This window comes from Streptomyces sp. NPDC104581, from assembly GCF_055583685.1.
In genome coordinates this window covers 76,009-99,165 of record NZ_JBVJNN010000007.1, presented here as the reverse complement: position 1 = coordinate 99,165, position 23,157 = coordinate 76,009, and the positions used below count along the sequence as shown (strand labels likewise).

Annotated in this window: 19 protein-coding genes; 4 read left to right on the top strand and 15 right to left on the bottom strand. The window is 69.2% G+C overall.

Going from position 1 to position 23,157, the window contains the following annotated elements:
* Positions 1-41: 41 nt before the first annotated feature.
* From ACZ61E_RS08650 to ACZ61E_RS08640, 3 genes are all read right to left on the bottom strand, one after another.
* The gene (locus ACZ61E_RS08650) at positions 42-977 is read right to left on the bottom strand and encodes an FKBP-type peptidyl-prolyl cis-trans isomerase (protein WP_469698768.1); all 936 of its coding nucleotides are present in this window, start codon (positions 975-977) and stop codon (positions 42-44) included.
* A 124-nt stretch (positions 978-1,101) separates the two neighbouring features.
* Positions 1,102-2,463 (bottom strand): Pup--protein ligase, encoded by a 1,362-nt coding sequence (pafA, locus tag ACZ61E_RS08645; protein WP_469698766.1) that lies wholly within the window; start codon positions 2,461-2,463, stop codon positions 1,102-1,104.
* Between the two features lie 9 nt (positions 2,464-2,472).
* Positions 2,473-3,744, bottom strand: a complete 1,272-nt coding sequence (locus tag ACZ61E_RS08640; RefSeq protein WP_469698764.1) for an MFS transporter — start codon at positions 3,742-3,744, stop codon at positions 2,473-2,475.
* A gap of 161 nt (positions 3,745-3,905) precedes the next feature.
* Between ACZ61E_RS08640 and ACZ61E_RS08635 the strand changes: the two genes are divergently transcribed.
* The gene (locus ACZ61E_RS08635; RefSeq protein WP_469698763.1) at positions 3,906-4,967 is read left to right on the top strand and encodes a LacI family DNA-binding transcriptional regulator; all 1,062 of its coding nucleotides are present in this window, start codon (positions 3,906-3,908) and stop codon (positions 4,965-4,967) included.
* 88 nt (positions 4,968-5,055) lie between these two features.
* Here ACZ61E_RS08635 and prcA read toward each other — a convergent pair whose 3' ends face one another.
* From prcA to arc, 6 genes are all read right to left on the bottom strand, one after another.
* A complete protein-coding gene (gene prcA, locus ACZ61E_RS08630) occupies positions 5,056-5,826 on the bottom strand; it encodes a proteasome subunit alpha (protein ID WP_469698761.1) in 771 nt (256 codons plus the stop codon).
* A gap of 52 nt (positions 5,827-5,878) precedes the next feature.
* Positions 5,879-6,724, bottom strand: a complete 846-nt coding sequence (gene prcB / locus ACZ61E_RS08625) for a proteasome subunit beta (RefSeq protein WP_469698759.1) — start codon at positions 6,722-6,724, stop codon at positions 5,879-5,881.
* The gene (locus ACZ61E_RS08620; protein ID WP_469698932.1) at positions 6,705-6,896 is read right to left on the bottom strand and encodes an endonuclease domain-containing protein; all 192 of its coding nucleotides are present in this window, start codon (positions 6,894-6,896) and stop codon (positions 6,705-6,707) included. The genes prcB and ACZ61E_RS08620 overlap by 20 nt, the downstream gene beginning before the upstream one ends.
* A gap of 330 nt (positions 6,897-7,226) precedes the next feature.
* Positions 7,227-7,445 carry a ubiquitin-like protein Pup gene (locus ACZ61E_RS08615; protein WP_469698757.1) on the bottom strand — a complete coding sequence of 73 codons (219 nt, stop codon included), beginning with the start codon at positions 7,443-7,445 and terminating at the stop codon, positions 7,227-7,229.
* A gap of 134 nt (positions 7,446-7,579) precedes the next feature.
* A complete protein-coding gene (gene dop / locus ACZ61E_RS08610) occupies positions 7,580-9,091 on the bottom strand; it encodes a depupylase/deamidase Dop (RefSeq protein ID WP_469698755.1) in 1,512 nt (503 codons plus the stop codon).
* Between the two features lie 236 nt (positions 9,092-9,327).
* Entirely contained in the window at positions 9,328-11,094 is a 1,767-nt protein-coding gene (arc, locus tag ACZ61E_RS08605) for a proteasome ATPase (protein ID WP_147877369.1), read from the bottom strand.
* Positions 11,095-11,347: 253 nt separating this feature from the next.
* On the opposite strand from arc, the gene ACZ61E_RS08600 reads away from it, so the two are divergent.
* A complete protein-coding gene (locus tag ACZ61E_RS08600; RefSeq protein ID WP_469698753.1) occupies positions 11,348-11,668 on the top strand; it encodes a ferredoxin in 321 nt (106 codons plus the stop codon).
* A gap of 62 nt (positions 11,669-11,730) precedes the next feature.
* Here ACZ61E_RS08600 and ACZ61E_RS08595 read toward each other — a convergent pair whose 3' ends face one another.
* The 3 genes from ACZ61E_RS08595 to ACZ61E_RS08585 form a co-directional block, all read right to left on the bottom strand.
* A complete protein-coding gene (locus ACZ61E_RS08595; protein ID WP_469698752.1) occupies positions 11,731-12,318 on the bottom strand; it encodes a hypothetical protein in 588 nt (195 codons plus the stop codon).
* 190 nt (positions 12,319-12,508) lie between these two features.
* Complete coding sequence (locus ACZ61E_RS08590; RefSeq protein WP_147877371.1) at positions 12,509-13,411, bottom strand: tRNA (adenine-N1)-methyltransferase; 903 nt, start codon at positions 13,409-13,411, stop codon at positions 12,509-12,511.
* Positions 13,412-13,486: 75 nt separating this feature from the next.
* On the bottom strand, positions 13,487-14,734 hold the full coding sequence (locus ACZ61E_RS08585; RefSeq protein WP_469698750.1) for a site-2 protease family protein: 1,248 nt from the start codon (positions 14,732-14,734) through the stop codon (positions 13,487-13,489).
* A gap of 110 nt (positions 14,735-14,844) precedes the next feature.
* Here ACZ61E_RS08585 and ACZ61E_RS08580 point away from each other — a divergent pair, with 110 nt between their 5' ends.
* Positions 14,845-15,729 (top strand): RecB family exonuclease, encoded by an 885-nt coding sequence (locus tag ACZ61E_RS08580; RefSeq protein WP_469698748.1) that lies wholly within the window; start codon positions 14,845-14,847, stop codon positions 15,727-15,729.
* A gap of 81 nt (positions 15,730-15,810) precedes the next feature.
* Positions 15,811-16,482: a response regulator gene (locus tag ACZ61E_RS08575; protein WP_469698747.1), complete on the top strand. Its 672-nt coding sequence runs from the start codon at positions 15,811-15,813 to the stop codon at positions 16,480-16,482.
* 126 nt (positions 16,483-16,608) lie between these two features.
* Here ACZ61E_RS08575 and ACZ61E_RS08570 read toward each other — a convergent pair whose 3' ends face one another.
* From ACZ61E_RS08570 to metH, 3 genes are all read right to left on the bottom strand, one after another.
* On the bottom strand, positions 16,609-18,213 hold the full coding sequence (locus tag ACZ61E_RS08570) for an ABC transporter substrate-binding protein (protein ID WP_469698746.1): 1,605 nt from the start codon (positions 18,211-18,213) through the stop codon (positions 16,609-16,611).
* Between the two features lie 466 nt (positions 18,214-18,679).
* Positions 18,680-19,381, bottom strand: coding sequence for an HAD family hydrolase (locus tag ACZ61E_RS08565; protein WP_469698745.1), 702 nt, complete (start codon positions 19,379-19,381; stop codon positions 18,680-18,682).
* A 129-nt stretch (positions 19,382-19,510) separates the two neighbouring features.
* A complete protein-coding gene (metH, locus tag ACZ61E_RS08560) occupies positions 19,511-23,035 on the bottom strand; it encodes a methionine synthase (protein ID WP_469698744.1) in 3,525 nt (1,174 codons plus the stop codon).
* Positions 23,036-23,157 lie beyond the last annotated feature (122 nt).

The following is a 23,157-nucleotide window of genomic DNA, read 5'->3' as shown; positions in this document are numbered from 1 at the left end:
AACTGCTCCTCTAAATGATGAACGGGGCAACCGGGACAGTCTTACACCTTCGCCAGGATGTCCACGGCGAACACCAGAGTGGAGTTCTTCGGGATGCCCTGCTGCTCCTTGTCGCCGAACGCGTCGGCCGGCGGGATGACGACGAGCACCCGGCTGCCGACCTTCTTGCCGACGACGCCGTCCTTCAGCCCCTTGAGGGTGAGCTGCGGCAGCGGGAACGTCACGGTCTTGCCGTTCTTGTACGTGCTGTCGAAGGTCTTGGCGTCCTTCCACAGCAGCGCCTCGTAGTTCAGCACGACCGAGTCCGTCTCCTTGACGACCTCGCCCTTGCTCTCCAGCACGTAGTTGGAGACGAGCTTCTTCGGCGGGTCCGTCTTCGGGACCGTGACCTTGGGCGCCTTGCCGTCCGCGTTGACCCCGACCTTCGGCAGGTCGATGTTGTCCTGCGCGACCTCACTGCCCTTGGCGGTGGTCGGCACCTGCGTCGCCTTCAGGATGTCGACGACGAAGACCAGGGTGGCGTTGGGCTTGATGTCGCCCTGGCCCTGCGCCCCGTAACCCAGCTCCGGCGGGATGCCGAGCGCGACCCGGCTGCCGACCTTCTGGCCCTCCAGACCCTTGTCCCAGCCCTGGATGACCATGCCGGCGCCCAGCGTCAGATCGAAGGGGGCCTTGCGGTCGAAGCTGTTGTCGAACGGCTTGGTCGAGTCCCACGACTGCCCCAGGTAGTTGACCTGGATCGCGTCACCCTTCTTGAGCTTCGCACCGTCACCCTCACTGATGACATCGGTCTGGAGCTCCTTCGGCGGCTTCCCCTCCCCCTTACCCAGGGTCGGCTTCTCACCGAACTTGGCACCCGCGGTGATCGCGGGAAGCCCGTTCTTGGACGAGGTTGAGTCGGAGCCTCCGTCGTCACCGCATGCCGCCGTGGACAGCAGCAGTAGGGGGATGACGACGAGGCCGGCTAGTCGGCGCACGAATTCCTCAGATCTCAGACGGAAGGTTAAGTTCCTCGACACTCTAGGGCGTGCCATGGGCCCCGCACGAGAAACGTACGGGGCCCGAGTCGTGTTCCGGACCGCGGATGTCAGCCGCGTCCGGTCACATACCGGCGATCAGTTTCTCCACCCGGTCGTCCACCGAGCGGAAGGGGTCCTTGCACAGCACGGTGCGCTGCGCCTGATCGTTGAGCTTGAGATGGACCCAGTCGACGGTGAAGTCCCGCCGCTGCTCCTGGGCCCGGCGGATGAAGTCCCCGCGCAGCCGCGCCCGGGTGGTCTGCGGGGGCACCGACTTGCCCTCGAAGATCTTCATGTCGTTGCAGATCCGGGCGGCCTGGCCGCGCTTCTCCAGGAGGTAGTAGAGCCCGCGGCGGCGGTGGATGTCGTGGTAGGCGAGGTCTATCTGCGCGACCCGCGGGTGGGACATGGTCATGTTGTGCTTGGCCCGGTAGCGCTCGATGAGCTTGTACTTCATGACCCAGTCGATCTCGGTGTCGATCCGGTCCAGGTCCTCGGCCTCGATCGCGTCGAGCGCACGGCCCCAGAGCTCCAGCACCTGCTCGACGGTGCCGGTGCGGATGCCCCGGCGGTCGACGAAGTCCACGGCCTTCTCGTAGTACTCCCGCTGGACCTCGATCGCGGACGCCTCGCGACCGCTGGCCAGACGCACCTTGCGCTGACCGGTGATGTCGTGGCTGACCTCGCGGATCGCCCGGATCGGGTTCTCCAGGGTGAGGTCACGCATGACCGTGCCCGCCTCGATCATGCGCAGCACGAGATCCGTCGCGCCGACCTTGAGGAGCATCGTCGTCTCGGACATGTTCGAGTCGCCGACGATGACGTGCAGCCGGCGGTAGCGCTCCGCGTCGGCGTGCGGTTCGTCACGGGTGTTGATGATGGGACGGGAACGGGTGGTGGCGGAGCTGACACCCTCCCAGATGTGCTCGGCGCGCTGGCTGACGCAGTAGACCGCGCCACGCGGGGTCTGGAGCACCTTGCCCGCGCCGCAGAGCAGCTGCCGGGTGACGAGGAACGGGATGAGGATGTCCGCGAGCCGGGAGAATTCCCCGTGGCGGGCGACGAGGTAATTCTCGTGGCAGCCGTAGGAGTTTCCAGCCGAATCGGTGTTGTTCTTGAACAGATAGACGTCGCCCGCGATTCCCTCCTCGTGCAGGCGGCGTTCGGCGTCGACGAGCAGGCCTTCCAGAATGCGCTCACCGGCCTTGTCGTGCGTGACCAGTTCGGTCACGTTGTCGCATTCGGGTGTCGCGTATTCCGGATGCGATCCCACGTCGAGGTACAGGCGGGCGCCGTTCCGCAGGAAGACGTTGCTGCTGCGGCCCCATGACACAACACGGCGGAAGAGGTAGCGCGCCACTTCGTCAGGTGACAGCCGGCGCTGTCCCCTGAAGGTGCACGTGACGCCGTACTCGTTCTCCAGCCCGAAAATGCGGCGGTCCATGTCTGAACATTACGCCTGATGGCCTGAGCTGAAACCGTGTTGGGCCGCACCGTTGCGATCATTTTCGAGTCCGGCTTCCCCGGTCGGGCGGCCGGCCGCGTCCTCCGCGGGAGCCGCGAGGACGCTCCGGGTCACCAGCAGGACCAGCAGCGCGGTCGCACCGCCCGCCCCCGCCACGGCGAACCCGGCCGGTGTCCCGGCGAACTCGACGGCCGGTCCGGCCACTCCCGTACCGAAAGCGGCGCCGACACCGAAGGTGGTCACGAGCCAGGAGAACGCCTCCGTGACCGTGCCGCGCGGGGCGTGCCGGTCGACGACGATGAAGGCGCAGGCCAGCGCGGGCGCCAGGAAGACGCCGGAGAGGGCGGCGAGCGCCGTCATGGCCACCACGCCCGGGGTGAGCATCAGGGGCAGATAGCCCGCGGCGAGCAGCGCGGTGATCCACAGCAGCCTCCGCTCGGGGGTACCGGTCCACTGCCTGGCCCCGTAGACGAGACCGCCCAGCAGAGCGCCGAGGCCCAGGGCGGCCATCAGCCAGCCGTACACGGACTCGCGGCCCTGGTCGTCGGCGTACGCCACGCCCGCGACGGTGATGGAGCCGAGCGCCAGTCCGATGAAGAGGAAGGCCGCGAGGAGCGCGAGGAGTCCGGGCGAGCGCAGGGCGCCCAGCCAGTGCGCCTCCCTGGGCGCGGACCGCCAGGCGCGCGAGGGCTTGGACAGCACGACGGTGAGCGCGCCGAGGACGCCGATGCCGTTGATGACCAGCAGGGCGGCGGCCGGGGACCAGAGAGCCACGAGGAGGGTGACGAACAGCGGGCCCGCCGTGAACATCACCTCCTGCGCGACGGCGTCCATGGCGTACGCCCGGTGCACCCGGTCCTCCCTGCCGAGGACGCTGGGCCACAGGGCCCGCAGACCGCCTTCGAGGGGCGGGGTGAAGAAGCCGGCGATCACCACCGCCGTGTACGCCGGGACCAGCGGCTCGATTCCGGTCAGGGCGAGGAGCACCATGCCGAGGGCGGAGACGAGCGCGGCCGGGAGCTGGACGCGCGGCTGGCCGACCACGTCGACGGCGCGGCCGAGCAGCGGCTGGCCGATCGCGGTGGCCAGCCCGTAGGCCGCCGCCAGGGCGCCCGCGAGGGTGTAGCTGCCGCCCGCCTCGCGGGTGAACAGGACGATCGCGATGTGGCCCGTGGCACTGGGCAGACGCCCGACGAGGGTGCCGCTGAGCAGTCGCGCGGCGTGCGGCGCCCTGAGAATGTCCACATAGCCCGCGGCCATGACTCCCCCTGTCTCTCCCCGGTTCACCCGGCACAGCGAAGTTTTACGTATAACGTCCGGTGCCATACGTACCATGTCCGCAGCCCGCGGGTCCACAGACTTGTCGGGGCGCACGGTCCGGGCGCTCCCGCCCGCGGCAGTCACCACGGAGGACGACACCCATGGCAGAGCCGCCCGGCACGGACCGGCCCGGCCCCGGCACGGGCGCCCGCCCCGCTCGACCGACCAGCAGGGACGTCGCACGGGCCGCCGGAGTCTCGCAGGCGACCGTCTCCCTCGTCCTCGGCGACAAATGGCCCGGCCGGGTCTCCGAACGCACGGCCGGACTCGTCCGGGACACCGCGCGCGAACTCGGCTACCGGCCCAACCTCGCCGCCCGCAACCTCCGGCTGGGCCGCACCAGGACCGCGCTGCTCGTGGTGCCCGCGCTCACCCACGAGTTCTTCGCCCGCGTCTACACGGGCGCCGCGAGGGTCGCCGCCGAACACGGCTTCGGCGTGGTCCTCTACCCCTCGCCCGACGGCGTCGGACCCGCCAAGGACCCCTTCGCCTCGGCGCGCGCCGCACTCGACGGTGTCATCGCCTCGTCCATCGCGACCGACGCGCTCGCCGCCATCCGCGGCAGCGGCCTGCCACTGGTGATGCTCGACAGCGACCCCACCGGATCAGGCGCCTGCGCGTACGTGAACCTCGACCTCGCCGACGCCGTACGGCAGGTGACGGACCATCTGCTCGGCCTCGGCCACCGCCGAATCGTCCACCTCGCCTCGGCCGTCACCTCCTGGACCTTCGGCGTCCGGGCCGACGCGCTGGCCGAGGCGGTACGAGACGTGCCCGACGCGGTCGTGCGCACCGTGCCCTCCGCGCTGGAGGTGCACGCCGCGCGGGAGGCCACCGAACGGGCCCTCAGCGGCCCCGGCCCCCGGCCCACGGCGTTGATCTGCGACAGCGACGTCCTCGCGGCGGGCGCCGTCAAGGGCGTACGGAAACTCGGCCTGCGCGTCCCGGACGACGTCTCGGTCACCGGCATGGACGACCTCGCCCTCGCCACGGCGGTGGAACCGGAACTGACCACCGTCCGGCTGCCTGCCGAGCGCGTCGGCGAACACGGGATGTCCGCCCTGCTGGCCATCCTCGACGCACGCGAGCCCGAGAACACCGTCCTGCCGGTGTCCCTGGTGATCCGCGGCTCCACCGCGCCCCCGCCCCCGCCCGCCGTCTGAGACAGCGCCCCCGGACGGGCGAGGGCCCCGGACGGACCGGTGCCCCGAACCGCACGGGCGGTTCGGGGCACCGGAAGAACCGCGCCGCTCACTTCTCGGCGTCGCCGGACTCCTCCGACTCCTCGTCCGACGGAGCGTCGGTCGGTGTGGACGCCGCACCGTCCGCCTCCAGGAGACGGGCCAGCTGACGGCCCACGACACGCTTGAACTTGCGCTCCTGCGGCCGGGTCCGGTCCAGGACCGCGACCTCCAGCCGCTCCGCGGGAATCTCCCGCTCGCTTCCGTTGGTGTCCCGCGACAGCGCCTGAACAGCCAGCTTCAGCGCCTCGGCCAGCGACATCCCGTCACGGTGCTGCTGGTCGAGGAACGTGCTGATCTGCTCCGCGTTGCCACCGACGGCCACCGAACCGTGCTCGTCCACGATCGAACCGTCGTGCGGCAGCCGGTAGATCTGGTCACCGTCGGCCGTCGGGCCCACCTCGGCGACGACCAGCTCCACCTCGTACGGCTTCTCGCCCGCGCTGGAGAAGATGGTGCCCAGCGTCTGCGCGTAGACGTTCGCCAGCCCACGCGCCGTCACATCGTCACGGTCGTAGGTGTATCCACGCAGATCCGCGTAGCGCACACCGCCGATGCGCAGATTCTCGTACTCGTTGTACTTGCCGGCGGCGGCGAAACCGATCCGGTCGTAGATCTCGCTGAACTTGTGCAGCGCGCGGGACGGGTTCTCACCGACGAAGACGATGCCGTCGGCGTACTGCAGCACAACCAGGCTGCGGCCGCGGGCGATGCCCTTGCGGGCGTACTCCGCCCGGTCGGCCATGGCCTGCTGGGGTGAGACATAGAACGGCGTCGACACCGGCTATCCGTCCCTTCCTGTCAGTGACATGTCTATTCGGCGGAGGCCGGGATCAGAGCAGTTCGGCGCGCGGGCCGTCGGGCTGCTCCAGCCGGCGCTCGATGATCGAACGGGCGATCCGCGAGGACTCCTCGTCGGACACCCTGCGGAAACCCTCGTCCGTCATGATGTTGACGAGGGGGTAGATCCTGCGGGCGACATCCGGCCCGCCGGTGGCCGAGTCGTCGTCGGCGGCGTCGTAGAGCGCCTGGATGACGAGGGTGACGGCCTGCTCCTCCGTCAGGTCGTCCCGGAACAGCTTCTTCATCGCACCCCGCGCGAAGATCGAGCCCGATCCGGTGGACGCGTACCCGTGCTCCTCGGAACGGCCGCCCGTCACGTCGTACGAGAAGATGCGGCCCTTCTCCCGGTCGACGTCCCAGCCGGCGAAGAGGGGGACGACGGCCAGGCCCTGCATGGCCATCGCGAGATTGCTGCGGATCATCGTGGAGAGCCGGTTGGCCTTGCCCTCGAAGGAGAGCTGTGCGCCTTCGACCTTCTCGAAGTGCTCCAGCTCCAGCTGGAAGAGCTTGACCATCTCCACGGCGAGGCCCGCCGTACCCGCGATGCCCACGGCCGAGTACTCGTCGGCCGGGAAGACCTTCTCGATGTCGCGCTGCGCGATCATGTTGCCCATGGTGGCCCGGCGGTCGCCGGCGAGGATGACCCCGCCCGCGAACGTCACGGCGACGATCGTCGTCCCGTGCGGAGCCTCGATCGCACCCTGGACGGGCGGCAGCACCCGGTTGCCCGGCAGGATCTCCGGCGAGTGGACGGACAGGAAGTCCATGAACGAGGCCGAGCCGGGCGTCAGGAAGGCAGCCGGCAGACGCCCGGTGCTACGAGTGTTGGCTTCCACGCGTTTCCCTCCAGGTATGCGGTTGCACGGCGCAGGGTGTGTCGGGATCGTCCCCCAACTTGCCAGTGGCCGAATTGCAGTTGAAGCACGGTACGCCCCGGACCCTACCCGTCTCATGGCGGTGATCCACATGCGCGGCGGGAGCAGATGGGCGGATGACGCAGACGCCCATCTGCGACGGGATCATCTCGTCGCGCTGGGCTTCGGTTGTGCCGAACCGCCGCTTCGGGCGGCCCGCGCGCCCTCGGACCGCCCGGCGGGATGTGCACCGCGTGGACGGTCCGTCCGACGTACGTGAATCTCGGTGCCACTCGCTGTGAGGTTTGCCCGCGCCCTCGGCCTCCCGGCGGTGCCGGCAGTGTGTGGCGCCGTACTCCGCCACGCACTGCCGCCACCGCGTCTGGAGACGGTCACGCCTACTGCTGTCCGTCGCGAAGGAGCTGAGCAGCAGGGTGCGGCGACAACCCGCGCACTGCTTCTCTTCGGACGGATCGCCCATCGTTCACTGTCCGCCCTTTTGCACGAAGCTTCGAACGAAGTCCTCGGCGTTCTCCTCGAGTACGTCGTCGATCTCGTCCAGCACGGAGTCCACGTCGTCGGACAGCTTCTCCTGGCGTTCCTTGAGGTCCTCGGACTGCTGTACGTCCTCGGTCTGCTCCTCGACCTCCTCGGTGGAACGCGTCGCCTTCTGCTGCCCGCCGTCGGTGTCCTTGGTCGCCATAACCCTCACCCCGCTCGGTTCGCCCCGCTCGATGTGACCTTCAAGATCCGACCCTACAAGCAGGGTCCGACATCGGCCCCGCAGTTCTCGCAACGTCCGGGGGCCACTCCCATGATTCCCGGACCGGGACCGTTTCAGCCGCCCGAGAGCACCCGGACCAGCTCCTCGGCCGTGCGGCACCTGTCCAGGAGCTCCTTCACGTGGTTGCGGGTGCCCCTGAGCGGCTCCAGGGTCGGTACCCGCTGGAGGGAGTCGCGGTCCGGCAGGTCGAAGATGACCGAGTCCCAGGAGGCCGCGGCCACGTCGTCCGCGTACTGCTCCAGACAGCGGCCGCGGAAGTACGCGCGCGTGTCCTCAGGAGGCTTCGCCTCGGCCCGTTCGACGTCCGCCTCGTCCAGGAGCCTGCTCATCCTGCCGCGGGCCACCAGACGGTTGTACAGGCCCTTCTCGGGGCGTACGTCCGAGTACTGGAGATCCACCAGGTGGAGCCGCGCCGCGTCCCACTCCAGGGCGTCACGGCGGCGGTAGCCCTCCAGGATCTCCTTCTTCGTCACCCAGTCCAGCTCGCCCGACAGGCTCATCGGGTCGTTCTCCAGGCGGTTGAGCGTGTCCTCCCAGCGGCCCAGCACGTCCCTGGTCTGCTCGTCCGCGTCGGCTCCGTAGCGCTCCTCGACGTATTTGCGCGCCAGTTCGAAATACTCCATCTGGAGCTGTACGGCGGTGAGTGTCCGCCCGCTGCGGAGAGTGATCAGACGGGCCAGGGACGGGTCGTGCGAGACCTGGTGGAGCGTGCGTACAGGCTGGTCGACGGCCAGGTCCACATTGATGAACCCGTCCTCGATCATGGACAGGATCAGGGCCGTCGTCCCGAGCTTGAGATAGGTGGAGATCTCCGAGAGATTCGCGTCGCCGATGATCACATGGAGCCTGCGGTACTTCTCGGCGTCCGAGTGCGGCTCGTCCCTGGTGTTGATGATGGGCCGTTTGAGTGTCGTCTCCAGCCCGACCTCGACCTCGAAGTAGTCGGCCCGCTGGCTGATCTGGAAACCGTGCTCGTGGCCGTCCTGGCCGATGCCGACCCGGCCGGCACCGGTGACGACCTGCCGGGAGACGAAGAACGGCGTCAGGTGCCGCACGATGTCCGAGAACGGGGTCTCCCGCTTCATCAGGTAGTTCTCGTGCGTGCCGTACGAGGCGCCCTTGTTGTCGGTGTTGTTCTTGTACAGGAGGATCGGCTGGGCGCCGGGGAGCTGTCCGGCGCGCTCGGCGGCCTCGGCCATGATGCGCTCGCCGGCCTTGTCCCACAGGACGGCGTCGCGCGGGTTGGTGATCTCCGGGGAGCTGTACTCGGGGTGCGCGTGGTCGACGTAGAGCCGGGCGCCGTTGGTGAGGATCACATTGGCCAGCCCGATGTCCTCGTCGGTGAGCTGGCTGGACTCGGCGGCCTCGCGGGCGAGGTCGAAGCCTCGTGCGTCCCGCAGCGGGTTCTCCTCCTCGAAGTCCCAGCGGGCGCGGCGCGCCCTGTGCATCGCCGCCGCGTAGGCGTTGACGATCTGGGACGAGGTGAGCATGGCATTGGCGTTCGGTTGGCCGGGGACGGAGATGCCGTACTCCGTCTCGATGCCCATTACTCGCCGTACGGTCATGCGGCCCTCCTTGCCCGGCGGCGCTCCCGGACGGGAACGCCGCTCAAGTACCGCTGTCTCTCCGGTGCGTGTGCGGTGCCCGTCCCCGCACTGCGCGACATGGCGGTACCGACGAGCCTAAAACGGCTTCGCACTGGTGGGGAGATCGTTTCCGTCATTGTCCCGGTGTCGTGAAAGGTAGGGGGAAAACAACCGGCTGCGGATGCCCGTCCGGACATCCGCAGCCGGTCTTTCTCTTACAGGTACTGTCCGGTATTGGCCACCGTGTCGATGGAGCGTCCGGTGTCCGCGCCCTGTTTTCCGGTGACGAGGGTGCGGATGAAGACGATCCGCTCGCCCTTCTTGCCGGAGATACGGGCCCAGTCGTCCGGGTTGGTGGTGTTGGGCAGGTCCTCGTTCTCCTTGAACTCGTCCACGCAGGCCTGGAGGAGATGGGCGACGCGGAGTCCTCGCTGGTTCTCGTCGAGGAAGTCCTTGATCGCCATCTTCTTGGCCCGGTCGACGATGTTCTGGATCATCGCGCCGGAGTTGAAGTCCTTGAAGTAGAGGACTTCCTTGTCGCCGTTGGCGTACGTGACCTCGAGGAAGCGGTTCTCCTCGGACTCGGTGTACATCCGCTCGACGACCGACTGGATCATGCCCTGCACCGTGGACTCGGGGGAGCCCTTGTGCTCGGACAGGTCGTCCTCGTGCAGGGGCAGCGAGGACCGCAGGTACTTCGCGAAGATGTCCTTCGCCGCCTCCGCGTCCGGACGCTCGATCTTGATCTTCACGTCGAGCCGGCCGGGCCGCAGGATCGCGGGGTCGATCATGTCCTCGCGGTTGGAGGCGCCGATGACGATGACGTTCTCCAGGCCCTCCACACCGTCGATCTCGGCGAGGAGCTGCGGGACGATGGTGTTCTCCACGTCCGAGCTGACACCGGAACCGCGGGTGCGGAAGAGGGACTCCATCTCGTCGAAGAAGACGATGACGGGGGTGCCCTCGCTGGCCTTCTCACGGGCGCGCTGGAAGACCAGGCGGATGTGCCGCTCGGTCTCGCCCACGTACTTGTTGAGGAGCTCGGGGCCCTTGATGTTCAGGAAGTAGCTCTTGCCGGCGGGCCGGCCGCTGACCTCCGCGACCTTCTTGGCAAGGGAGTTGGCCACGGCCTTGGCGATGAGCGTCTTGCCGCAGCCGGGCGGGCCGTAGAGCAGGATGCCCTTCGGCGGGCGGAGCTCGTGCTCCTTGAAGAGGTCCGGGTAGAGGTACGGAAGCTCCACGGCGTCGCGGATCATCTCGATCTGGCCGCCGAGACCGCCGATCTTGCCGTAGTCGACGTCCGGTACCTCTTCGAGGACGAGTTCCTCGACCTCGCTCTTGGGAACCACCTCGTAGACGTAGCCGGAGCGCGGTTCGAGCAGGAGGGCGTCGCCGGCGCGGATGGTGATGTCGAGCAGCGGCTCCGCGAGCCGCACCACCCGTTCCTCGTCGGTGTGCCCCACGACCAGGGCGCGCTCGCCGTCCTCAAGGATCTCCTTGAGGGTGACGATGTCCCCGGCCCGCTCGAACTCCATGGCCTCGACCACATTGAGGGCCTCGTTGAGCATCACTTCCTGGCCGCGCCGGAGCTCTTCGAGCTCGACGCCCGGGCTGACGTTCACCCGGAGCTTGCGGCCCCCGGTGAAGATGTCGGCCGTGCCGTCCTCGTTCGCATGCAGGAAGACACCGAAGCCGGCCGGCGGCTGCGCGAGCCGGTCGACCTCTTCCTTGAGGGCCACGATCTGGTCGCGGGCCTCACGCAGCGTATTGGCGAGCCGCTCGTTCTGCGCGGACACACCTGCCAGGTTCGTCTGCAGTTCGACGATCCGCTCTTCGAGAATTCTCGTATGACGCGGAGAGTCGGCGAGCTTACGTCGCAGGACGGCGATTTCCTGCTCGAGATAGGCAACCTGGCCTGCTGGGTCTTCTGACCCCCGCCCGGGCCGGATGCCGCGGTTGATGTCGTCGTCGTGGGCTGCCACGGTCCTCACCTCCTCCAAGGGGAGCTGGACGCTTCCTGACCCTACCTGGGTAGGTGGTGATTAAAACCCCTAGATCACAAACACTGTCGGGGTGTGTCCGATCTTCACCCTTGCGCTCTCCCTCACGCCAGGGGAATACCCACCGATCAACATCGGAAAGCGGCCGGTTGTATCGTCGAGGTGTTCAACACCCGTCAGGGCTGGCGCGACTTGCCCGAGGTGGTCCCGGCCCACGCAGGAAACGGCAGGCGATATGACCGTGCAGCAGCAGGCTCCGACCGGCACCCTCACCGAGGGCGGCGAGCCGCTCGAAGTCTGGATCGACCAGGACCTCTGCACCGGCGACGGGATCTGCGCCCAGTACGCGCCCGACGTCTTCGAGCTGGACATCGACGGGCTCGCCTATGTGAAGAGCGCCGACGACGAGTTGCTCCAGTCCCCCGGCGCCACCACCCGGGTGCCGCTGCCGCTTCTCCAGGATGTCGTGGACTCGGTCAAGGAGTGCCCGGGTGAGTGCATTCATGTACGGCGCGTCTCGGACAGTGTCGAGGTGTACGGCCCCGACGCGGAGTGACGGGCTCCCGGCCGTCCGCGGCGCCGTCGCGGCAGCGCGGGCTGGTCACGCGGTGTGACCGGTCAGACGCTGCGTGACTCGTTCCGGTCGCTCTGTACGAAGGCGCCGTCCCGCCATCGCCAGGTCAGGTTCCGCTCCTCGTCGGGGCAGCAGCCCGGTACGTCGGGCCCGGAGTAGCCGAGCAGCCGGGCCCGGACGAAGCCGTCGGCTATCGCCAGGTCGGCGACGGTCTGCCGGTCGGCCGGGTCCACGAGGGTGGCGACGACGCGGGGGGCGTTCGCGTCCTTCGTCGCTGTGAGTACGTAGACGCCGCTCGGCGGGGTGCCCGATCCGGCGTCGCAGCGGGCGGCGGCCACGGTCTCGGGGCGGCCGTCGCCGTCGAGGTCCCCGGCGGCCTCCTTGGTGACCAGTGCTTTCGCGCCACCGCATTCGAGCGGGAAGTCGACGCCTGCGGTGTCGGGCGCGGGCAGTGGCGCGGTGTTCGGCGCGGTCCGCGCGGTGGTTCCGGAGCCTGTCTGGTTGGCGGTGGCGGCGTCCGGCTGGAGCAGGCCGGCGCCGGCCATCACGGCGGCCATCGCGGTGGCCGTGGCGAGCCAGTGCACGGGACGCGGGCGGGTGTGCGCGAGGTCCGGGACGTCGGAGATCTGCACGCGGTGTCTCCTGTGAAGGCAGGGCCGGTGGGGGTGGCGAGAATCGTGCCACACGTCACAGTGCGGTGGAACAGCGGGGTCGTTAAGGCCAACGTAAAGAAGCCGCCGCCTGGTTCACGTCGGGCGGACGTGAACCGGGCGGCGGCGCTGCCGTGTTGTGGGTTCCCGGGGCCGGGGAGGTGACGCGGGCTCAGCTCCGGGAGCCGCTGCCGCTTCCGGGGCCGTCGTAGTCCTCGCCGTACGCGCCCTTGGAGGGGCGGCGGCGGCGCAGGGGCGGCTCCACGCCGTCGGCGAGGCGGCGGGCGGTGATCAGGAAGCCGGTGTGGCCGATCATGCGGTGGTCGGGGCGTACGGCGAGTCCTTCGACGTGCCAGTTGCGGACCATCGACTCCCAGGCGGCCGGTTCGTTGAACGAGCCGTGTTCGCGGATCGTCTCGACGGTGCGGGCGAGCTGGGTGGTGGTGGCGACGTAGGCGCACAGGATGCCGCCGGGTACGAGCGCCTTCGACACGGGCTCGACGCATTCCCACGGTGCGAGCATGTCGAGGATCACGCGGTCGACCTCGGTGTCCGAGAGGTTGTCCTGGAGGTCGCCGACGGTGAGCTGCCAGGCGGGGTGGGGGCCGCCGAAGTAGCGTTCCACGTTCTGGCGGGCGATGTCGGCGAAGTCCTGGCGGCGCTCGTAGGAGTGCAGCATGCCCTGGTCGCCGATGGCCCGCAGCAGGAAGCTGCTGAGCGAGCCCGATCCCACTCCGGCCTCGACGATGCGGGCGCCGGGGAAGATGTCGGCGAAGGCCAGGATCTGGCCCGCGTCCTTGGGGTAGACCACGGCGGCGCCGCGGGGCATGGACAGGACGTAGTCGGGGAGCAGGGGGCGCAGCGCGAGGTAGGCGACGTTTCCCGTGGTGCGGACAACACTGCCCTCGGGAGCACCGATCAGCTCGTCGTGCGGGAAGGAACCCTTGTGGGTGTGGAAGTTCTTCCCGGCTTCGAGCGTGAAGGTGTAGTGGCGTCCCTTGGGGTCGGTGAGCTGGACCTGGTCCCCGACCTTGAAGGGGCCGCGACGACGGGCGGCACCGGTCGGTTCGGACATGCGGTCAGACTACCTGCTCCGTTTGAGGCCCTCTCACCTGGCGTGGGGGTGCCTCATGGGCGCCTCGGCCGGTGCCTATGAGGAATCGGGCCTGGCCATGGCGGCGACGAAGGCCCGTTCGACGTCGGCGGTGGAGAGGACTCCGTAGATCTCCCCGGTCTCCTCGACCACGAGGTACTCGGTGGCGGGGCTGGCCCTGAGCCGGTCAAGGAGGGCTTCTCCGGCGAGTTCGGCGGGGATCTTCATGCCGTCGGTGAGGTCCTGGGCGAGGCCGCTGACCGCGACCCAGGGGCGGCGGTGGGCCGGGACGCCGACGATGGCGGCCTCGCGGACCAGGGCGGTGGGTTCGCCCTGTCCGTCGACGACGACGAGGGCACGGGCGCCGGCCTCGTTGGCGCGGCGCAGCGCCTCGGAGAGCGGGGTGGCGGATTCGACCGGGACGGCGCGGCGGGTGAGGGCGCGGGCCCGCAGTTCGGGCAGGTGTTCACGCAGGCGTGCCATGCGCAGGCTGTTGCCGGCGCCGGTCCAGATGATCGCGGCGAGGATGGCGGCGAGGAGCGCGTCGGTGACGGTCTCCATCCCGCCGATGTCCTTGGTGGAGTTGCCGAGGGCGCCGGTGTGGGTGAGCAGCGGGAGGCCGATGAGGACGGCGACGGCGAGGGCCCTGCCGACCCAGGCGGCGGCGACGGTGCCGGTCATGGGTTTGCCGCTGATCTTCCAGACGACGGCGCGGAGCATCCGGCCGCCGTCGAGGGGCAGGCCGGGCAGCAGGTTGAAGGCGGCGACGATGAGGTTGGAGATCATGAGTCCGGCGAGCAGGACGCCGGGGACGGTGCCGGGTTCGACGGCCATCATCGTGAGGTAGAAGAAGGCGGCGAGGACGAGGGAGAGCAGGGGGCCGACGAAGGCGAGCACGAACTCGCGGCCGGGGGTCTCGGACTCCTTCTCGATCTCGGAGACGCCGCCGAAGAACTGGAGCTGGATGCGGCGTACGGGAAGGCCGTAGCGCAGGGCGACGACCGTGTGGGCCAGTTCGTGGACCAGTACGGAGGCGTAGAAGGCGACGGCGAAGAAGAGCGCGACGAGGTACCGGACGCCGCCGAGCTCGGGGAGCACCCGGTCGAGCTGGCCGCCGAAGACCCAGGTGATGAGGGCGGCGACCAGGAACCAGCTGGGCGCGACGTAGACGGGAACGCCGAAGGGACGGCCCATCAGGATCCCGCCCCCGGGGTCTTCGGGCCGCTTCCGCTTGCCGCCGGGGGGCGCGTCCTCAGGACCGGACCGCGGCCTCCTGCTCTCGCCGCTCTCGTCGTCCTTGTTCACGTCGTCCCTTCGTTGCGGCGCCGTCACTCGCTCCGATGATGCCGTGTGCGCGAGGTCTTGTGCCGATGGTATTCCGCTCGCTGTCGGTGGCGGGCCGTAGGGTCTGCGTCATGAGTACGAGTCAGCAGCCCATGTCGCTGTCGCCGTCGCGTGCGAGTGACTTCATGCAGTGCCCTCTGCTGTACCGGTTCCGGGTGATCGACAAGCTGCCGGAGAAGCCGAGCGAGGCGGCCACCCGGGGGACGCTGGTGCACGCGGTGCTGGAGAGGCTGTTCGACGACCCCGCTGTCGAGCGTACGGCGCCGCGGGCCAGGGCGATGGTTCCCGGGCAGTGGGAGCGGCTGCTGGAGTCGAGGCCGGAGCTGGGTGAGCTGTTCGAGGGGGACGAGGGCGGCGAGCGGCTGACCCGCTGGCTGTCGGAGGCCGAGGGGCTGGTCGAGCGGTGGTTCTCGCTGGAGGATCCGACACGGCTGGAGCCGGCCGAGCGTGAGCTGTTCGTGGAGACGGAGCTGGAGTCGGGGCTCCGGCTGCGCGGGGTGATCGACCGGGTCGACGTGGCGCCGTCGGGCGAGGTGCGGATCGTGGACTACAAGACGGGCAAGGCGCCGCGTCCGGAGTACGCGGAGGGCGCGCTGTTCCAGATGAAGTTCTACGCGCTGGTGATCTGGCGGTGGAAGCGGGTGGTGCCGCGCCGGCTCCAGCTGGTCTATCTGGGCAGTGGTGACGTCCTGACCTACGACCCGGTGGAGGCGGATCTGGAGCGGATCGAGCGCAAGCTGCTGGCGCTGTGGGACGCGATCAGGCAGGCGACGGAGACGGGTGACTGGCGGCCACGGCCGACGAAGCTGTGCGGCTGGTGCGATCACCAGGCGGTCTGTCCGGAGTTCGGCGGCACTCCCCCGGTGTATCCGCTGACGGTGCCGCCGGCGCGGGAGGAGCAGCCGCCTCCGGCGGTGGAGCCGGCCGTTTCCGCCGGGCCGGCCGAGGGGGCGTAGCGCGGCGGCGTCCGCCCGCCGCTCCCGGGGGCGGGGCCGCAGGGCAGAATGGACCGGGATCGGTCTACCGAAGGAGATCCCGTGGCGACCCGCGTCCTACTGGTCGATGACCAGCCACTGCTGCGTACCGGCTTCCGGATGATCCTGGAGGCCGAGCAGGACATCGCGGTCGTCGGGGAGGCCGGGGACGGGCTTCAGGCCATCGACCAGGTGCGGGCGCTCCAGCCCGATGTGGTGCTGATGGACATCCGGATGCCGCGGATGGACGGGGTGGAGGCGACGCGGCAGATCACGGGTCCCGGCAAGGACGGTCCGGCGAAGGTGCTGGTGCTGACCACGTTCGATCTGGACGAGTACGTGGTGGAGGCGCTGCGCGCGGGGGCCAGTGGCTTCCTGCTGAAGGACGCGCCGGCGAACGAGTTGGTGCAGGCGATCCGGGTGGTGGCCGCAGGTGAGGCGATGCTCGCGCCGAGCATCACGCGCAGGCTGCTGGACAAGTACGCGGACCATCTGCCGTCGGGTGACGAGCAGGTGCCGGACACCCTGCACACGCTGACCGACCGCGAGGTCGAGGTGCTGAAGCTGGTGGCGCGGGGGCTGTCCAACGCGGAGATCGCCGCGGATCTCTTCGTCAGCGAGACCACGGTCAAGACGCATGTGGGTCATGTGCTGACGAAGCTGAGCCTGCGGGACCGTGTGCAGGCGGCGGTGTACGCGTACGAGAGCGGTCTGGTGCGCCCCGGCGCCCAGTGACCGCCGGCGCTCCCGGCGGACACGGGAGTGGTCCCGGCGGTGCGGGTGACGTCCCGCGGGTGAGGTCCCCGGCACGGGTGCGGTGCCGGGGACCTCTCGCGTCCTCGCCGCGTGGCGGTGGTCCGGTCAGACGGCGCTGCCGGTGCCGAGCTCCCACAGCAGCAGTTCGCCGGAGGGGTTGAGCGCCCACTCCACACCGGAGATGTCGTCGGCGGCGGCCACGTACTGCTTGCCCTGCCAGAGCGGCAGTACCGGTACGTCCTCGGCGACGATGTCCTGCATCTGCGCGAAGGCCCTGGCTGCGGCGCTGCGCTCGGCCTCGCTGCGTGACTGGGGGATCAGCCGGTCGCTGACCTTCTTGTTCGAGTACGGCGCGTTGAGGAAGTTGTCCTCGTCGAGGAACGGCGCGATGTAGTTGTCGGGGTCGGGGAAGTCGGGGAACCAGCCCATGCCGTAGACGGTGTAGTCACCGCGTGTCTGGGCGGGCCGGAACTCGGACCACTCGGTGCCCTTGATGTCGACGTCGAAGAGGCCGCTGGAGTTCAGCTGCTTCTTGAGCGTCTCGAACTCCTTGGCCGTGGCCTCGCCGTAGTGGTCGGTCGTGTAGTTCAGGGTGAACTTCACGGGCGTCTCGACTCCGGCTTCGTCGAGGAGCCGCTCGGCCTCGGCCCGGTCGGGTTCGCCGTACTTGTTGAAGAACGAGTTGGTGTGCGCGGTGATGGTCGACGGGATGAGCGAGTAGAGGGGTTCGGCGGTGGAGCCGTACACCTCGGAGGCGATCTGGCCGCGGTCGACGAGGGAGGCGACGGCCTGGCGTACGGCCTTGTCCTTCACCACGGGCTCGTCGGTGTCGAAGGCGAGGTACCGGATCTCCAGACCGGGCATCTCGGTGAGCTCGACCTCGTCGGTGGGCTTGGCGGTCATGTCCTCGATCTGGTCGGGGGACATGGTGCGGGCCATCACGTCGATCTCGCCGGAGTCGAGGGCCTTGCCCATGGCCGCCGCGTCGGGGTACGAGCGCAGCTCGACCTTATCGTTGCGGAGCTTCAGGTCGCCCTTGTAGGAGGAGTTCCTGGTGAAGACCGCCTTGACGACGCGGTCGCCGTCCGTCTCGGTCTTGACGTCGTACGGGCCTGAGCCGGTCACGTCGAAGCCGTCGCGGAGCTTCTTGCCGTCGTACGCCTCGGGGTCGACGATGCCGGCGACGGGAGTGGAGAGCTTGTACGGGAACGTGGCGTCGGGGGTCTTGAGGTGGAAGACGACCTCGGAGGCGCTGGGCGTCTCGATGGTGTCGATGTTCTTGAGCAGGCCCACCGCGCCGGCCTCGGAGTTGATGTCGATCACTCGTTCGATGGAGAACTTCACGTCCTGTGAGGTGATCCCGGCCCCGCCGGAGAACGTGAGCCCCTGGCGCAGTTCGCAGCGGTAGCTCTCGTTCTGGTTGTCCGTGAAGCGGCAGTTGGACGCGGCCTCGGGGACGGGGGCGCCGCCACCGCGGGGTATGTGCATCAGGGTCTGGAGGGACTGGCGCAGGACGTTCCAGGAGCCGGTGTCGTAGGCGAACGCCGGGTCGAAGGGCGCCGGGGAATCCTTGGTGGCGGTGAACTGGTCCGTGGTGCCGACGACGATGGCGTCACCGCTGCCGGACCCGCCGTCCGTGCCGCCGCAGGCGGCGAGCACCGGGGCGAGCAGTCCTGCCGCGACCGGCAGCACGAGACTCTTGCGCTTCATCCTGGACGTACTCCTCATCCGAACACCCTGCGCGACAACGGTGGTTGAGAATTTCGCGACGTGATTGAGCGTCGGAACACACCGTTGAGGTGGTGAACGTATGGCGAAGTTCTCGCGACGAGATTAGTCGGCGGGTGCGGATGTGGTGAACCGGGCTCGGTTCGGGCGTAATCGCAAAGCGATCAGCAAATACCGTGAAGCGGTATCGGCGCCGGGGAATGATTCGCGCATCGAGCCATAAAGCGGGGCACATGGGCGCCCGGATGAGCGCGGGGATCGGACAGGAAAGGCCCTCCGAACGGGCGCGCTCACCCTCGGCGACGGCACGCTGAGTGACAAAGGTCACCGCATTTCCGCCCGCCCCACCGCGACCGGGCACCCGATGATCATCGGGCTATCGCCGCAAAGGACGTACCCCAATCCCCCGGCTATTCGATAGTTTCAGGGGGCACGCTCCTCGTACCGATCAGTGATCGCGTGTAATCAGAGCGCGCAGGAAATGCAGATCGACCTCTTCGAGCGAGCCCACGACGACCCGCCCGTCGGCGGCGGCGATGGGCGCCACGGAGGGCACCGCCACCACCCGGCAGCCCGCGGCCTCGGCCGACGCCACCCCCGTCGCAGTGTCCTCGATGACGGCGCATCTGCCCGGAGCGGCGTTCAGGCCGCGCGCGGCGAGCAGGTACGGGTCGGGGTGCGGCTTGGTGTTCAGCACCTCGTCACCGGCCACGGTGAGGCCGAAGTGGTGGCGCCCCACGGAGTCCAGCACCCGGTCGATGATGCGCCGGTGCGAGGCGGAGACCAGGGCCGTGGGCACGCCGTGCCGGGCCAGCTCGGCGAGCAGCCTGGCGGCTCCGGGCATCAGCGGCACGTCGAAGCCGATGCGCTCCTCGAAGCGGTCGTTGAGCAGTACGGTCAGCTCGTCGAGGGTGATGTCGGCGCCGGTCGCCTCGATGAGGAATCCGGCGCTCCTGGTCATCGGACCGCCGACGACGACGTCGCGCCACGCCTCGTCCAGGGGGTGTCCGAGGTCCTTGAAGACCGCGACCTCCGTGTCCCACCAGAAGCCCTCCGTGTCGACCAGGGTGCCGTCCATGTCGAGGAGAACGGCCTGGAGCGCCGATCCTTCGGCCGTACGAGTCAGGGACGCGGGAACCGTACTGGTCATCCGGGCACACCTCCGAGAGGGACGAGAAGGCCGGCCGCCTTTCCTGACGGGCATCCCGTCAGGGCCGGCGACCGGCCCACGCTGGACCGACCAGTGTACGACTCGTCCGGTGAAGGCGCGCGGTGAGCGCTATCGCGCGTTGAAGTACTTCGCCTCGGGGTGGTGGATGACGATGGCGTCGGTGGACTGCTCGGGGTGGAGCTGGAACTCCTCGGAGAGCTCGACGCCGATCCGGCCGGGCTCCAGGAGCTCGGCGATCTTGGCGCGGTCCTCCAGGTCGGGGCAGGCACCGTAGCCGAGCGAGAACCGGGCGCCCCGGTACTTCAGCGCGAACATGTCCTCGACCTGCGACGGGTCCTCGGCCGCGAAGCCCAGCTCGGAGCGGACACGGGCGTGCCAGTACTCGGCGAGGGCCTCGGCGAGCTGGACGGACAGCCCGTGGAGTTCGAGATAGTCGCGGTAGGCGTTCTTCTCGAACAGCTCCGCGGTCACGCCGCCGATCCTCGACCCGACCGTGACGACCTGGAGGCCCACGACATCGGTCTCGCCCGACTCCTCGGGGCGGAAGAAGTCCGCCAGACAGAGCCGCCTGCCGCGCCGCTGGCGGGGGAAGGTGAAGCGGGTCCGCTCCGCCCCGTCCTCGCCGAGCAGGATCAGGTCGTCGCCCTTGGACACGCAGGGGAAGTACCCGTAGACCACGGCCGCTTCCAGCATGTTGTCGGTGTGGAGCTTGTCGAGCCAGCCCCGCAGGTGCGGCCGCCCCTCGGACTCCACCAGCTCCTCGTACGACGGCCCGCCCTTACGGGCCTCCTTCAGTCCCCACTGGCCCTTGAAGAGCGCGCCCTCGTCGAGCCAGGAGGCGTACTCCTTCAGCTGGATGCCCTTGATGACGCGGGTGCCCCAGAAGGGCGGCTCCGGGACCGGGTTGGTCGTCGACACGTCCGAGCGGACGGCGCCTTCCTCCGGGGCGTCCTCCACCACCGAGGCCGCCGCGACCGGCTTGACGCGGCGCTGCTTCAGCTCCGGGAGCACGGCCCCGGGGACGCCGCGCTTGATGCCGATCAGGGCGTCCATCAGCCGCAGGCCCTCGAACGCGTCCCGGGCGTAGCGGACCTCGCCCTCGTAGATCTCGTGCAGGTCCTGCTCCACGTAGGCGCGGGTGAGGGCGGCGCCGCCCAGGATGACGGGGAAGTCGGCCGCCAGCTTGCGCTGGTTCAGCTCCTGGAGGTTCTCCTTCATGATCACCGTGGACTTCACCAGCAGCCCCGACATGCCGATCACATCGGCCCGGTGCTCCTCGGCGGCTTCGAGGATCGCGGAGACCGGCTGCTTGATGCCGAGATTCACCACCGTGTAGCCGTTGTTGGACAGGATGATGTCGACCAGGTTCTTCCCGATGTCGTGCACGTCGCCCCGGACGGTGGCCAGGACGATGGTGCCCTTGCCGACGGCGTCCTCCCCCTCGGCGACCTTCTCCATGTGCGGCTCCAGGAAAGCCACCGCCTGCTTCATCACCTCCGCCGACTGGAGGACGAAGGGCAGCTGCATCTGCCCGGAGCCGAACAGCTCGCCGACGACCTTCATGCCGTTCAGCAGGGTGTCGTTGACGATCTCCAGGGCCGGCCGGGTCTCCAGGGCGGCGGTGAGGTCGGCCTCCAGGCCGTTCTTCTCGCCGTCGATGATCCGCCGCTCCAGCCGCTCGTCCAGCGGCAGCGCGAGCAGTTCCTCGGCCCGTCCGTCCTTCATCGACTTGGTGTTGACGCCCTCGAACAGCTCCATCAGCTTCTGGAGCGGGTCGTAGCCCTCCGCGCGCCGGTCGTAGATGAGGTCGAGCGCGGCCTTGACCTGCTCCTCCTCCAGCCTGGCGATCGGCAGGATCTTCGACGCGTGCACGATCGCCGAGTCCAGCCCGGCCTTCACGCACTCGTCGAGGAAGACGGAGTTGAGGACGATACGGGCCGCGGGGTTGAGGCCGAAGGAGATGTTGGACAGACCCAGGGTCGTCTGGACGTCGGGGTGGCGCTGCTTCAGCTCGCGGATCGCCTCGATCGTCGCGATGCCGTCCTTCCGCGACTCCTCCTGCCCCGTGCAGATCGTGAAGGTGAGGGTGTCGATCAGGATGTCCGACTCGTGCACGCCCCAGTTGCCGGTCAGGTCCGCGATCAGCCGCTCGGCGATCGCGACCTTGTGTTCGGGGGTGCGGGCCTGGCCCTCCTCGTCGATCGTCAGCGCGATCAGCGCGGCACCGTGCTCGACGGCCAGTTCGGTGACCTTCGTGAACCGGGACTCCGGGCCGTCGCCGTCCTCGTAGTTCACCGAGTTGATGACCGCGCGCCCGCCGAGCTTCTCCAGCCCCGCGCGCAGCACCGGCAGTTCGGTGGAGTCGAGCACGATCGGCAGGGTGGAGGCGGTGGCGAAGCGGGCCGCCAGCTCCGCCATGTCCGCGACGCCGTCACGGCCCACGTAGTCCACACACAGGTCGAGCAGGTGCGCGCCCTCCCGGATCTGGGCACGGGCCATCTCGACGCAGTCGTCCCAGCGGCCCTCCAGCATCGCCTCGCGGAACTTCTTGGAGCCGTTGGCGTTGGTGCGCTCACCGATCGCCAGGTACGACGTGTCCTGCCGGAACGGCACCGACTGGTACAGCGACGCCGCTCCCGGCTCGGGCCGCGCCACCCGCTCGGTGACCTCCGCGCCCCGAACCCGCTCCACGACCTGGCGCAGATGCTCCGGAGTCGTTCCGCAGCAGCCGCCGACCAGGGAGAGCCCGTACTCCTGGACGAAGTTCTCCTGGGCGTCGGCCAGTTCGCCCGCGGTCAGCGGATAGTGCGCGCCGTCCTTGCCGAGGACGGGCAGTCCGGCGTTGGGCATGCAGGAGATCGGCACACGGGAGTGGCGGGCCAGATAGCGCAGGTGCTCGCTCATCTCGGCCGGCCCCGTCGCGCAGTTCAGACCGATCATGTCGATCCCGAGGGGCTCCAGGGCCGTCAGCGCCGCGCCGATCTCCGACCCCAGCAGCATCGTGCCCGTCGTCTCGACGGTGACGGAGCAGATGACCGGCAGGTTCGCGCCGGTGCTGTCCAGGGCCCGGCGGGCGCCGAGGACGGCGGCCTTCGTCTGGAGGAGGTCCTGTGTCGTCTCCACCAGCAGGGCGTCCGCGCCGCCGGCGATCATGCCCTCGGCGTTGCGCTGGTAGGCGTCGCGCAGGGTCACGTAGTCGACGTGCCCCAGGGTCGGCAGCTTCGTCCCCGGGCCCATCGAGCCGAGCACCCAGCGCTGCTGTCCGGTCGAGCCGGTGAACTCGTCGGCGACCTCGCGGGCGATGCGGGCGCCGGCCTCGGAGAGTTCGAAGACCCGCTCGGGGATGTCGTACTCGGCCAGCGCGGCGAAGTTGGTACCGAAGGTGTTGGTCTCCACGCAGTCGACGCCGACCGCGAAGTACTCCTGGTGGACCGAGCGCACGATGTCCGGGCGGGTCACGTTCAGGATCTCGTTGCAGCCTTCCAGGTTCTGGAAGTCCTCCATCGTCGGATCCTGTGCCTGGAGCATCGTGCCCATCGCCCCGTCGGCCACCACCACGCGGGTGGCAAGGGCCTCGCGGAGGGCTTCGACTCGGGTCCGGCTGTCGGCGGAGACGCTGGAGGACGGGGCCATGTAAATACTCCCGGGGCTGCGACGGCTGTCGGCTTTGCGCCTTCCGGTGGAAGGGGCACCCGGCCAGGGTAGCGGTGCCCGGCTCGCGGCGGCGGTGTGTTTCACGGGGCGGACGGTCGTGC